This is a genomic window from Pandoraea fibrosis, assembly GCF_000807775.2.
Taxonomy (GTDB): Bacteria; Pseudomonadota; Gammaproteobacteria; order Burkholderiales; family Burkholderiaceae; genus Pandoraea; species Pandoraea fibrosis.
On sequence record NZ_CP047385.1, the window covers coordinates 583,747 to 596,441 of the forward strand.

Annotated in this window: 14 protein-coding genes and 1 tRNA gene; 5 read left to right on the top strand and 10 right to left on the bottom strand. The window is 62.7% G+C overall.

What is annotated here, in order from left to right:
* The first annotated feature begins 100 nt into the window (after nt 1–100).
* From rsmD to PI93_RS02590, 3 genes are all read left to right on the top strand, one after another.
* On the top strand, nt 101–694 hold the full coding sequence (gene rsmD, locus PI93_RS02580; protein ID WP_039373719.1) for a 16S rRNA (guanine(966)-N(2))-methyltransferase RsmD: 594 nt from the start codon (nt 101–103) through the stop codon (nt 692–694).
* Nucleotides 695–749: 55 nt separating this feature from the next.
* On the top strand, nt 750–1,244 hold the full coding sequence (coaD, locus tag PI93_RS02585; protein WP_039373721.1) for a pantetheine-phosphate adenylyltransferase: 495 nt from the start codon (nt 750–752) through the stop codon (nt 1,242–1,244).
* A gap of 64 nt (nt 1,245–1,308) precedes the next feature.
* Nucleotides 1,309–1,566, top strand: coding sequence for a YfhL family 4Fe-4S dicluster ferredoxin (locus tag PI93_RS02590; protein WP_039373722.1), 258 nt, complete (start codon nt 1,309–1,311; stop codon nt 1,564–1,566).
* A gap of 51 nt (nt 1,567–1,617) precedes the next feature.
* Here PI93_RS02590 and pth read toward each other — a convergent pair whose 3' ends face one another.
* From pth to PI93_RS02625, 7 genes are all read right to left on the bottom strand, one after another.
* Nucleotides 1,618–2,214: an aminoacyl-tRNA hydrolase gene (gene pth, locus PI93_RS02595; protein WP_039373724.1), complete on the bottom strand. Its 597-nt coding sequence runs from the start codon at nt 2,212–2,214 to the stop codon at nt 1,618–1,620.
* A 126-nt stretch (nt 2,215–2,340) separates the two neighbouring features.
* Nucleotides 2,341–2,961, bottom strand: coding sequence for a 50S ribosomal protein L25/general stress protein Ctc (locus tag PI93_RS02600; protein ID WP_039373726.1), 621 nt, complete (start codon nt 2,959–2,961; stop codon nt 2,341–2,343).
* A gap of 155 nt (nt 2,962–3,116) precedes the next feature.
* Nucleotides 3,117–4,064, bottom strand: coding sequence for a ribose-phosphate pyrophosphokinase (locus PI93_RS02605; protein WP_039373727.1), 948 nt, complete (start codon nt 4,062–4,064; stop codon nt 3,117–3,119).
* 49 nt (nt 4,065–4,113) lie between these two features.
* Nucleotides 4,114–4,190, bottom strand: a tRNA-Gln gene (locus PI93_RS02610).
* Nucleotides 4,191–4,244: 54 nt separating this feature from the next.
* A complete protein-coding gene (gene ispE / locus PI93_RS02615; RefSeq protein WP_039373729.1) occupies nt 4,245–5,114 on the bottom strand; it encodes a 4-(cytidine 5'-diphospho)-2-C-methyl-D-erythritol kinase in 870 nt (289 codons plus the stop codon).
* 290 nt (nt 5,115–5,404) lie between these two features.
* Complete coding sequence (locus PI93_RS02620; protein WP_052245656.1) at nt 5,405–6,043, bottom strand: outer membrane lipoprotein LolB; 639 nt, start codon at nt 6,041–6,043, stop codon at nt 5,405–5,407.
* Between the two features lie 5 nt (nt 6,044–6,048).
* Nucleotides 6,049–7,983: a tetratricopeptide repeat protein gene (locus PI93_RS02625; protein ID WP_039373731.1), complete on the bottom strand. Its 1,935-nt coding sequence runs from the start codon at nt 7,981–7,983 to the stop codon at nt 6,049–6,051.
* A gap of 79 nt (nt 7,984–8,062) precedes the next feature.
* On the opposite strand from PI93_RS02625, the gene mutM reads away from it, so the two are divergent.
* A complete protein-coding gene (mutM, locus tag PI93_RS02630) occupies nt 8,063–8,893 on the top strand; it encodes a bifunctional DNA-formamidopyrimidine glycosylase/DNA-(apurinic or apyrimidinic site) lyase (protein ID WP_039373733.1) in 831 nt (276 codons plus the stop codon).
* Nucleotides 8,894–8,978: 85 nt separating this feature from the next.
* Nucleotides 8,979–10,136, top strand: a complete 1,158-nt coding sequence (gene mutY, locus PI93_RS02635; protein WP_039373735.1) for an A/G-specific adenine glycosylase — start codon at nt 8,979–8,981, stop codon at nt 10,134–10,136.
* Between the two features lies 1 nt (nt 10,137).
* On the opposite strand, the gene rapZ is transcribed toward mutY, so the two are convergent.
* The 3 genes from rapZ to hprK all read right to left on the bottom strand — a co-directional run bounded on the left by rapZ (nt 10,138) and on the right by hprK (nt 12,641).
* Nucleotides 10,138–11,019 carry an RNase adapter RapZ gene (gene rapZ, locus PI93_RS02640; protein WP_039373736.1) on the bottom strand — a complete coding sequence of 294 codons (882 nt, stop codon included), beginning with the start codon at nt 11,017–11,019 and terminating at the stop codon, nt 10,138–10,140.
* A gap of 171 nt (nt 11,020–11,190) precedes the next feature.
* Complete coding sequence (locus tag PI93_RS02645) at nt 11,191–11,517, bottom strand: PsiF family protein (RefSeq protein ID WP_039373738.1); 327 nt, start codon at nt 11,515–11,517, stop codon at nt 11,191–11,193.
* 158 nt (nt 11,518–11,675) lie between these two features.
* Nucleotides 11,676–12,641: an HPr(Ser) kinase/phosphatase gene (gene hprK / locus PI93_RS02650; protein ID WP_010804807.1), complete on the bottom strand. Its 966-nt coding sequence runs from the start codon at nt 12,639–12,641 to the stop codon at nt 11,676–11,678.
* Nucleotides 12,642–12,695 lie beyond the last annotated feature (54 nt).

Sequence of the window (12,695 nt, forward strand, 5' to 3'; positions counted from 1 at the left end):
TTGTCATGATTTTGGATTCCTGGCGTGTGCAGCAGCGCGCGCGAACTCACTTTTTCCCCGGCGACGGGGCATTCGGCAAGGCTGTGTCGCGGAGGACGGTATGAAGTCCGGTGCGGGTAACGTGGCACGCGGCGCGCCGCAGCAAGTCCGGATCATCGGTGGCCAGTGGAAACGCACGCCGCTGCCGGTGCCGCCCGGCGACGGGTTGCGGCCCACGCCCGATCGGGTGCGCGAAACGCTGTTCAACTGGCTCGGCCAAGATCTGAGCGGCATGCAGTGTCTCGATGCCTTTGCCGGGAGCGGTGCGCTGGGGTTCGAGGCGGCATCGCGCGGTGCTGCGCGGGTGCTGATGATCGAGCACGCTGCGCCAGCCGTGCGCCAGCTTCGCGCCAATCAGGCGAAGCTCGGTGCCAGCCAGATCGAGGTCGTGCAGGCCGATGCCCGACGCCTGATAACCACACTGGCACCCGGGGCATTCGACGTGGTGTTTCTCGACCCCCCATTTGCGAGTGGTTGGCTGAGCGACTTGTTGGCGCCTGCGGCCCGTCTGCTGGCCCCGAACGGGGTGATATACGCAGAATCCGACATTGCGCTGGAGGACGATGCGCTCGCCGCGCTCGACCTCGCATGCCTGCGCCGGGCGAAAGCCGGGGCGGTGCATTATCATTTGCTTGAATCGATTCCGAAAACCTAGAGACCACAATGAATAAGTACGTAGCATCGGTCCCCAGCCGCGAGGAGACGTTGGCATGGTAGTGGCGATCTATCCGGGGACGTTCGACCCGCTGACCCGAGGACACGAAGATCTGGTTCGCCGCGCGGCGGGCATCTTCGACAAGCTCGTTGTCGGTGTGGCGGATAGCCGAAACAAGAAGCCGTTCTTCACGCTCGACGAGCGCATCGACATTGCGCGTGAAGTGCTGGGTCACTATCCGAACGTCAGCGTGGAAGGGTTTTCCGGGCTGCTCAAGGACTTCGTGCGCAAGCACCAGGCCCGCGTGATCGTGCGCGGTCTGCGTGCCGTGTCCGACTTCGAGTACGAGTTTCAGATGGCAGGGATGAACCGCTATCTGTTGCCCGATGTGGAGACGATGTTCATGACGCCGTCCGACCAATACCAGTTCATCTCGGGCACGATCGTGCGCGAGATCGCTCAACTGGGCGGCGACGTCAGCAAGTTTGTGTTTCCTTCCGTCGAAAAGTGGCTGGTGACGAAAGTCGGCGAGCTGCCGGCGAGGGAATGAGTATCGCGCGCGCCGGTCGGGGCTTCACGGCTGACCGGCGTTGCGATACGGCTGGAGGTGCCGTATGGCCTTGATGATTACCGATGAATGCATCAATTGCGACGTGTGCGAGCCCGAGTGCCCGAACGACGCAATTTCGATGGGGGTCGAGATCTACGAGATCGACCCGAACAAGTGCACCGAGTGTGTCGGTCACTTTGATGAACCGCAGTGTGTGCAAGTGTGTCCGGTGGAGTGCATTCCCATCAACCCCGAACACGTCGAGACGCCCGAGCAACTGCTCGCGAAATACACCCACCTGCAAGCGGATAAGACGGCCTGAGCGGCGCCATGCCGCTCGTTCGTCCGCCGCTCCGCTGCTCTGCCGCTGCGCTTACTTCCCCGGCGTGGCGTGCAGACGCATCATCGCTTTTTCCATCTCGCCTTTGACGACCAGATCGATGATGTCGAGTGAGCGCGACATGGCGTCGTCGATCAGGGCTTGCTCTTCCTTGCGCGGCGGCTTGAGCACGAAGTCCACGACCTGTTGCTGACTGCCCGCCGGTTGCAGCGTGCGCGGATGGCCGATGCCCAGGCGCAGGCGCCAGAATTCGGGCGTCGTCAGGTGGGCGGCAATGTCCTTGAGGCCGTTGTGGCCGCCGCTGCCGCCGCCTCGCTTGAGCTTGACGGCACCCGGCAGCAGATCCAGTTCGTCATGCACGACGAGAATCTCATCCGGCAGAATCTTGTAGAAGCGCGCGAGGGCGACGACCGACTGCCCCGAGCGGTTCATGAAGGTCTGCGGCTCGAGCAGCCACACCTCCTGACCGGCGATGCGCGCACGCGCGGAGAAGCCGTGGAAGTGCTTCTGGTGGGTGAGCGAGGCGCCGCATTGCTGCGCCAGCGCGTCGACGAACCAGAAGCCGGCGTTGTGACGCGTCGCTGTATATTCGGCGCCCGGATTGCCGAGCCCTGCGATCAGCTTGATCATTTCGGTATCAGGATCTTGGTGCGCGTACCGTCGGGCATACGCACCGCCAATAAAAAAACCCGCCGGACAGGAATGTCGCGGCGGGTCTTGCGTCCAGCGTCGCCGCTGAAAGCTAACGCACGAGGCTTAGGCAGCCGGCGTTTCGCCTTCGGCAGCCGGGGCGGCCGCTTCGTCAGCAGCAACACCAGCCGGTTGGACGGCTTGCGCCACCACCGGGTTTTCTTGCTCGACGTGCAGCGTCAGCGTCACGCCGGCGGGCAGCTTGACGTCCTTGGCGTGCACCGATTGACCGGCTTCCAGCTTCGACAGGTCAACTTCCAGGAATTCCGGCAGCTTGCCCGGCAGGCAGTTGATGTCGAGTTCGTTCACGGTGTGGCTGATCACGTTCGACGCCAGCTTCACGGCCGGGGCGTTCTCAGCGCCCAGGAAGTGCAGGGGCACCTTCACGTGGATCGACTTGTTCGGGTCGACACGTTGGAAATCCACGTGCAGAACCAGTTGCTTGAACGGGTGGTACTGCACATCGCGCAGCAGCACTTGTTCGGTCTTGCCGGCAACTTCCAGCTCGAGAATCGACGAGTGGAAGGCTTCCTTGCGGAGGGCGTGCCACAGGGCGTTGTGATCGAGTTCGATCAATTTCGGATCGACATTACCACCGTACACGATGCCCGCGGTCTTACCGGCATTGCGCAGGCGGCGGCTCGCACCCGTACCTTGCAGATTACGCTCAAAAGCGACGACTTTCATAACAACTCCTTGGACTGCCCGCGACCAGGCAGCGATTTCTTCCCGAAGATCCCGCCAAAAAACACAGGCTTCAGGAACGACAAAGGCGGGGAGATGCTCCCCGCCGACATAACAACGGCGCCACACAGGCGCCGCCGCAAAATCCTATAGAACGCTTATTCCGCGAACAGCGACATCACCGAGTCGCCGCGACGAATCCGCGAGAACGTTTCGGCGAGCAGATTGGCGCAGCTCAGCTGGCGAATCTTGCCGCCCTTCGAGTCGTCGCGCAGCGGAATCGTGTCCGTCACGACCACTTCGTCCAGCTCCGAGGCGTTGATACGCGCCGCAGCACCACCGGACAGCACCGGGTGCGTGCAGTACGCGAACACCTTCTGTGCGCCACGCTCCTTCAGTACTTGCGCAGCTTTGCACAGCGTACCGGCGGTGTCGACCATGTCGTCCATGATGACGCAGGTACGGCCTTCGACTTCACCGATGATGTTCATCACTTCGGCCACGTTGGCCTTCGGACGACGCTTGTCGATGATGGCCAGATCGCAGTGCAGTTGCTTAGCGAGGGCACGGGCGCGAACCACACCGCCGACGTCCGGCGACACCACCAGCAGGTTTTCGTGGTTCTGCTCGCGCACATCTGCGAGCAGCAGCGGCGAAGCGTAAATATTGTCGACCGGGATATCGAAGAAACCCTGAATCTGGTCGGCGTGCAGGTCCATCGTGATAATGCGCTCGACGCCTGCGATTTGCAGCATGTTGGCCACGACCTTCGCCGAGATCGCCACGCGCGCCGAACGGGGGCGACGATCTTGACGGGCATAGCCGAAGTACGGGATGGCAGCAGTGATCCGGCCGGCAGAAGCGCGCTTGAGCGCGTCGACCATGATCATCAGTTCCATCAGGTTGTCGTTGGTCGGTGCGCACGTCGACTGGAGGACGAAGACGTCCTTGCCGCGCACGTTTTCCTGAATTTCGACCTGGATTTCACCGTCGGAGAACCGGCTCGCCATGGCCTTGCCGAGCGGGATGCCGAGCGTGTCGACGACCGCTTGGGCCAGGGCGGGATTGGCGTTCCCGGTGAATACCATTAGGTTATCACTACTCATCTGGCTACCTGCGGAACGTTTGGATGCTGACACTGCACGACAGAGAAATTGGCAGGGGAGGAAGGACTCGAACCCTCGTATGCCGGAATCAAAATCCGGTGCCTTAACCAACTTGGCGACTCCCCTACACTAACCGATGCCCTTGCTGCGTCGTAGGAAACGCAACAAAGTAAAACTTTCTCACGCAAATCCGAACATTGGGTGTTCGGCCAGACTGGTGGTCACTTGACCGATCCAGCGCTCTGGCAATCGCTTGCATGCCGCTTCCGCCTCTGCCTTCGTGTCGAATACCGCAAACACGCTGGCGCCGGAACCTGTCATGCGTGCCGTGGTGAAGGTTCTGAACCAGTCAATCACAGCAGCGACTTCCGCGTATTCTCGAGTGACTGCCGCCTGCATGTCGTTACGGAAGATTTCATCCGTTTCGAGCATGTTTTTGCTGGCGTGCTCAAGAAAGAACGCCATTGTGACGATCTTCGTATCCCTTGTCAACAGGGGGTCGCGAAATATTTTGTCTGTCGCGACGTGCACGCGCGGATTCACGACGAGGAAGTGTCGTTGCGGCAAATCGACGGCGTGCAACTCCTCGCCCAGGCCCTCGGCGAAGGCATTTTTGCCGAAAACGAAGAACGGCACGTCGGCGCCCAGTTTCAGGGCAAGCGTCTGAAGCTCGGTGCGCGACAGATTCAGTTGCCACATGCGATTGAGCGCGAGTAGCGTCGTCGCGGCATCCGAACTGCCGCCACCGATACCGCCGCCCGCGGGCAGGCGCTTCTCGATGGCGATGTCCACGCCGAAACGCACGCCGCAATGTTCCTGCAGCAAACGCGCCGCCCGCACGGTGAGATCGGTTTCCGGCGGCACACCCGGCAGCGGGTTCGTGTGCACGATCTGGCCATCGTCCCGGCGCTCGAAATGCAGCGTGTCGGCCCAATCGATCAGTTGGAAGACGGTTTGCAGCTCGTGATAGCCATTCGGCCGGCGTCCCACGATGTGCAGGAACAGGTTCAGCTTGGCCGGAGCCGGGCAGTCACGCAGGATTTCGTACATGGCGATGCGACACGAGGGCTAGCGGGTATCGTCGCCGCGACGCGCGCGACACCGATGTCCGGAAATAGGGGAAACGTCCCGATGAGTCCGATCGATAGGGGAACGGCACGCAAACGTGCGTTCGCAAGGTCGATGCCGGTCAGACGGGGCGGCGCCAAGGATAGCATCGTCGCGGCGGCAACGCCCGTGCAGGCGTTGCCATCTCGTCGGCGAAAGCGGAGTGAAAGATGCGAGGTGCGACGAGAGATGAGACGGGCGATGCGATGATCCACGCGCAACCCGACCGGGACTTACTCGTCGATCACCAGCCGGACGGCGAGCGGCGAGCCGTCGAGGTCGCGCGAGAGGTCAAGGCGTTTGACCCGCAGCGGCGAGCCATCGAAATAGGCCTGATAGTCGATCGTCCAGCCGTCTTGTTTCAGATGCGTCGGACGTTGCGTTTGCGGATCGCGTTCGATGCTGGCCTGCGAGCCCGGCGCGCTCTGCATGCGCAACCAGTAGCGCAGTCCGCCCACCGGCAGCGCAAAGCCGAGCGCGTCGTGCATGACATCTTCGAGACGCGGGCCGGTCAACGGTGCCTTGCCGGGCAACTCGAGCGACGCACGCCGCGGATTTTCGCGCACGATCGCCTGTGTTTGCCCAAGCGGATCGAGCAGTTGAACCGTCGCGTTCTCGCCGCTTTGCTGCCAGTCGAAATTGCCGTAAGTGTTACGTGCTTCGCCGTTTTGCTCGTAACGCACGGCGAAGCGGCCGCGATAGTGTTCGACGCTCGCGCCGTCCGGCGCCGTGGTCGGCACGGGCGGTGCGAGACTCGCGCAACCCGTCGCCAGCACGGCGCCCGCGCAGGCCAGCGCCAGCGTCATGGCGCGAATCGAGCGAGATCCCCCGAACGAGAACGATGCAGCACGAAGCGAGAACGTCGACATCATTCGCATTACGGGGCCACGTTGTAGCGCTTCATGGTCGAGCGCAGAGTGTCATCGTCGCCATCGAGTTTCAACGCTTCGCGCCACGTCTTGCGCGCTTCGTCCTGCTGACCAGATTCCCACAGCACTTCGCCCAGATGCGCGCCGATTTCCGCCTGTGCCTGAATGCCATACGCGCGGCGCAGCAAATCAAGGGCTTGCTGCTTGTCGCCGAGGCGATACTTCACCCAGGCCAGACTGTCCATGATGTACGGATCTTCCGGAGCGAGCGACGACGCCTTTTGCAGCAGCTTGAGCGCTTCCGGCAAACGGATATTGCGCTCGGTCAGCGAATAGCCCAGCGCGTTGTATGCCTGTGCGTTATCGGGCTGCGACGTCATCACGCGACGCATCGCCTTTTCCATCACGTCGTAATGCTTGTTCAGTTCGGCCACCATGCCGTACTGATAGAGCAGGTCCGGGTCGTCGGGGTTGTTCTTGACCTCGACGGCGAGCAGCTTCTCTGCGTCGTCGTAGCGCTTCGCCTTGACGAGCAGATCCGATTCGGCGCGCTTGAGTGCGAGTTGCTCGCGCGGGTCGCTCGACTTGATGCCATGCAACAGGGCACGACCTTCTTCGACCTTGCCCTGATCGGCGAGCAATTGTGCGCGACCGATCTGTGCGGGCAGATACGCGTTGCTGTCTTCGCGAATCTTCGAGAGCCACTTGTCGGCGGCCGGATAATCCTTGCGATCCTGCGCGATCTGCGCGAGATAGACGTAGGCCTGAGCGCCATCGGTGTTCTGCTGTTCCGCTTCTGCCGCGTACTTCTGCAGATACTGCTCGGCGTGTTCGGGATGCTTGGCGTGCAGGTTGAGCAGCGCGAGCGCCATGAGCGTCGAGAGTTCGTGCGGGTAACGCTTCTCCAGCGTCTCGAACTGCTTCTGTGCCGCATCGAGCTGGTTGTCGGCGAGCAGCAGCTTGGCGTAGGCGAAGCGCGCTTCCTTGGCGTTCGGGTTGCGATCGAGGAACGTCTTCAATCCGGCGATGGCGCTGGTGCGCTCTTCCGGGCCCATCTGCCCATAAAGAAGAGCCGCGGCTTCGTAGTCGGGCTTGAGCTTGAGGGCCGTTTCGAGCGACACGCGTGCGCCGGCTGTGTCACCTGCGTCGAGTTGCGAGCGGGCGATCGCCAGTTGCGCCTCGGGGCGCTGCATGTCGTTCGCCAGCATGCGCTTGAGCGAATCGATGCCCGTAGCGCGCTCCGGACTGCGCGCAATCATCTGCTGAAGTTCGAGAATGGCCTGACCGCGACGCGCTTCCGGCACCTTGTTCAGTTCGTCGACCAGCAGCGGTTCGGCTTCGGCCAGATGGCCGGTGCCGACTTCGAGGCTCGCGAGCAATTGCGACGCCGGACGCCAGGTCGGGTCGAGCTGATGCCACAGACGGGCGGCCACCAGCGCATCGCCGAGCTGACGCGCACCCAGCGCGATCTCGACCGAACGGCGCGCCATGCGCGGATCCTTGGTCCGGTTCGCCAGGGCGATGTACGTGTTGAACGCCGGTGCGAGACTGCCTTGTTGCAGGCTCAGCTCGGCGGCCATTACTTCGAAAACGATTTCGCTGGTGAGCGCGACGTTCGGCAGCTTTTCGCGCGGGATGTTCGCGTTCGGTTTGACATCGTCGCTGTCGACATCCGCATCGGCGTCACTGGCCGCGCCGGGTGCGACTGCGTTGGACGGCACCGCCGGTGCTTTCGGCGCCGTTTGTGCGGCAGGGCCGGTCTGCGCGAATGCATTCGAAGATGGCAGGAATGCCATGATCGCGCTGGCGCACGTTACGCTGAGCGCCGTGGCGCCGGCCCACGCCCCGCGTGCCAGGGCGCCGCGCAGGCGCAAAACCACGGGTGCCACGGTGAGCGCTGTCTTGTCGGCGGCGGGAATGGACTGGAATCGGGTGTTCGGCATAGGGATCCACGGCAGGTTTCGAGCGATTGTAGCGCGCCCGATACAATAGAGTCTAAATCCTCAGCAAACGTTCGCAGGCATGCCTGAACTCCCAGAAGTCGAAGTTACCCGCCGCGGTATTGCGCCGCACGTGGCGGGCACGCGTATCGCGCGTATCGACGTGCGCAACGGCGCGTTGCGCTGGCCGGTGCCCGATGGCCTCGACACGCTCCTGCGTGGTGAAACGCTCGTCGGTGTGACTCGTCGCGGCAAGTATTTGCTGCTCGAGTACGCGCCCGGCTGGTTGCTCGTGCATCTCGGAATGACGGGCACCCTGCGCGTGATGCCCGAACCGGAGGCGCTTCCCACCGCTGGCGTGCATGACCACATCGACCTGGTGTTCGAGCGGTGCGCGCTGCGCTATCGCGATCCTCGCCGTTTCGGCGCGGTGCTGTTCCATCCGCGCTCGGCCGGCGATGTGCTCCTGCATCCGCTGCTCGCCAGTCTCGGCGTGGAGCCCCTGACGGACGACTTCGACGGCAACTGGCTGTATGCCGGCACACGCGGCCGCACGGTCGCCATCAAACAGGCGCTGCTCGCGGGCAGCATTGTGGTGGGTGTGGGTAACATTTATGCGTCGGAGAGTCTCTTTCGCGCCGGTATCCATCCGCGCATGCCGGCTGGCAAACTCTCGCGTCCGCGTGCGGACAAGCTCGCAAAAGCGGTCAAAGACGTGCTGGCCGCCGCCATCGAGAAGGGCGGCAGCACATTGCGCGACTTCGTCGGCAGCGACGGCAAGAGCGGCTATTTCCAACAGGAGTATTTTGTCTACGATCGCACCGGACAACCGTGTCGGGTGTGTGGCACGCCGATCCGACAGATCGTGCAGGGCCAGCGCTCCACGTTCTTCTGCCCGCATTGTCAGAAATAACACAGCGGCGATGGCCGATTGAGCGGCAACGCAATGCGTCTTCGTCTGCCATCGACTGCTGCCCCCGACGCCCCCCGAAATCCATATGAACGAATCGTCCAACGATCTTCCTGCCAACTCGCTTGCGGGCACTTTTGCCGAGCGCCTCATCGCCTGGCAGGCGGAGCACGGCCGCCACGACCTGCCATGGCAGAACACGCGCGACGCCTATCGCATCTGGCTGTCCGAAATCATGTTGCAACAGACACAGGTCGCCACGGTCATTCCGTATTACGGGCGATTTCTCGAACGCTTTCCCGATGTAGCCGCGCTCGCCAGCGCACCGCAGGACGACGTCATGGCGCTCTGGGCCGGCCTTGGTTACTACTCGCGGGCGCGCAACCTGCATCGTTGCGCGCAGGTCGTCGTCGCTGAACATGGCGGACGTTTCCCGTCGGATCCCGAGACACTCGCTACGCTGCCGGGCATTGGCCGCTCGACGGCCGCCGCGATTGCCGCATTTGCTTACGATGCGCACGCCGCGATTCTCGACGGCAATGTCAAACGCGTGCTGGCGCGCGTGTTCGGCATCGAGGGCTTTCCGGGGACGCCGAAGATCGAGCGGGAGATGTGGGCGCTGGCGGAATCGTTGCTGCCGAAAAGCGACTTGCCCGCTTACACGCAGGGCATGATGGATCTCGGTGCGACGCTGTGCGGACGTGGCAAGCCGCGTTGCGGCGAGTGCCCGTTCGACAGCGATTGCGTGGCCCATGCCACGGGACGCGAGCGTGTGTTGCCGACATCCAAGCCGAAGAAAGTGCAACCCGAGCGCTATGTCGACGTGCTGGTGATTTGCGCGCACGAGCGCATCTTGTTCGAACGACGGCCCGACAGCGGGATCTGGGGCGGGCTCTGGAGTTTTCCGGAATTGACACCGCCGGCCGGTGAGCGTGAGGTGGACGATGCGTCGCTGCGCGAGCGTCTGAGCGCGCATGCGGCGGCCCTGGGGGCAAGGCAGGGCGTGGTGCAGTCAATCGTGCCGCTTCAGGGGCTCACGCACGTCTTCACGCATTTCCGGCTGCACTTGCGGCCGTGGCTGGTGACGTTGTCCGGGGCATCGGCCGCGCGATCAGGAGATTTGCGTCACGCCTGGTTCGATACCGCGGGCATCGCTGCCGCTGGATTGCCGTCGCCGATTCGCAAGATTGCCGACGCGCTGGCGGCGATTTCGCCGGACGACGGTCAACTCAGTTTGCCGGCCTGAATCAGGGGATAGGCGTGGGGTCGGGCGGGGCGAGTTCACGATGGCGCACGAGCACGCTGGCTTCCGTCCGGAAACGAGCGCCCAACGTTTCGGCAATGAATACGGAGCGGTGCTGACCGCCCGTGCAGCCGATCGCTACCGTCAGATAGCTACGGTTGTCGCGCATATAGCTCGGCAGCCATTTGTGCAGATACGCGCCGATATCGTTGGTCATCTCGTCGACTTCCGGAATGGCCGAGAGGAAGTCGATGACCGGCTGATCGCGCCCGGTGAGCGGGCGAAGCTGTGTGTCGTAATACGGATTGGGCAGAGAGCGCACGTCGAACACGAGATCGGCGTCGAGCGGCACGCCGTGCTTGAATCCGAACGACTCGAACATCAGCGTGAGTCCGGTGTGATCGTGTTGGACGAATTCGCGAATCCAGCGGCGCAGCGCGCTTGCGCGCAAATTGCTGGTGTCGATCTGGTGACCCAGTTCGGTCACGCTGTTGAGCATCTCGCGCTCTTTCTCGATCGCCTCGACGAGCGAACCGGTCGCCGAGACCGTATCGTCGCCGGAGGCTGAGAGCGGGTGACGGCGACGCGTTTCGGAGAAGCGCTGTACGAGCGTTTGCGTGGTGGCGTTGAGGAACAGTGCGCGCACGTCGTGGCCGAAGCGGCGCAGTCCACCGATGATGGGTGGCAAATCGGCGAGCGAGCCGCCGCTTCTCGCGTCGATAGCGACGGCGAGGCGCGTGTAGTTCTGCGTTTCGAGATATTCGGCGAGTTCAGGCAGAAAGCGCGACGGCAGATTGTCGACGCAGTAGTAACCCGCATCCTCGAGGACGTTCAGGGCGAGCGATTTGCCGGAACCCGAAACGCCGGTAATCAGTACGATCTTCATGACATTTCCCGGATACAACCATCATGGTAAGCGATTGTGTCTTACGGGTGTCGAGACGACAGAAACGAGAACGTTCCCGACGATTTCTCTTGATTCACGAGAGAACGGCGTTTCACATGCGACAACGGCGCCCGTAGGGCGCCGTCGGGCGAGCGTCGGCGGGGAAAACCGTCAGGCCGCCGGTTTGTTCGACAGGCACGACTTCATGAAGGCTTTGCGATCGTCGCCTTTCTTGTCGGCGGCTTGCGCATTACACGTCTTCATCTTTTCCTGCTGGGTCGGCTTGGCGGCGGCGGCTGGCTTGCTCGACAGGCAGTCCTTCATGAACGCCTTGCGATCGTCACCCTTCTTGTCGCCTGCCTGCGTATTGCAGGTGCTCATCTTGTTCTGTTGGGAATTGGCTGCCTTGGGAGCTGGCGCCGGGGCGGCCGTTTGGGCGAACACGGGCGATGCGAGCAGCGGGGATACCAGAAGCCATGCAGCGAGTGCTTTTTTCATGATCGTCTCTCCATAAGGTCGACACGCACGGGAAGGGACCGCGTGGCGATTACAACATGAAAGAAAACGCGCCGCAATCGCGCGGCGTTGACAGAAAAAAGCAGAAATTGCGGTAAACCCCGGCGTTTTGGGCAACGACCGGCGTTACCCGTGGGGGTTCAGAGCAGCTTGCCCTGCATGCCGTCCGGGTCCTGCATGGCTTGCCGCTGGCGTTCCATGAAGTCCTTGAGGGTATCGATGCCGCGCAGTTGCAGGATCGTATTGCGCACGGCGGCTTCGACCAGCACGGCGAGGTTTCGCCCGGCGGCCACTTGCAGGATGACCTTGTTGATGGGCAGGCCCAGGACATCCACCGTCTGCGCTTCGAGCGGCAGGCGCTGGAATTCGCCATCGGGGCGGCGCACCAGTTGAACGATCAGCTTGAGCTTCATCTTCCGGCGCACTGCCGTTTCACCGAAGATCGTCTTGATGTCGAGCAGGCCGAGTCCGCGTACTTCCAGCAGGTTTTGCAGCAGCGGCGGGCACCGGCCTTCAACGAAATCCGGTCCGAGACGCACGAAATCGACGGCATCGTCTGCCACCAGCCCATGACCCCGGCTGATCAGTTCCAGGCCGAGTTCGCTCTTGCCCAGGCCGGAGTCGCCGGTGAGCAGCACGCCCATGCCCAGAATGTCGAGAAACACGCCGTGCATCGTGCATCGTGGCGCGAACACACGCGAAATGTACAGACGCAGGCTGTCGATGACGGCCGCCGTCGACATCGGCGTGGTGAACAGCGGGGTAGATGAACGGGTACAGCGCAGCACCAGATCGGGCGGGGCTTCGAGGCCATCGGCCACGACGAGAAACGGTGGCTCGAGCGCAATTACCTCGCCCATATGACGCTTACGATTTTCGTCCGTCAGGCGCTGGTAGTAACGCAGTTCGGCCTCACCCAGCACCTGAATCCGGTTCGGGTGGATGAGGTTCAGGTGACCGACGAGGTCGGCGCTTGACGTGGCGGTGGCGACGCTCTCGGGCGTGAAACCGCGCTCCCATCCCTCATGGCCGGTCAGCCACGACAAACGAAGCGTGGCGGCGTTGTCGTCGAAAATGCTTTGCGCGTTGATGCCGGTCAGTTCCACCGCGTCGCCTCGTTCGGTTGGGTGTGGGAGCTACGAATTCTCGGATGTTCGCGG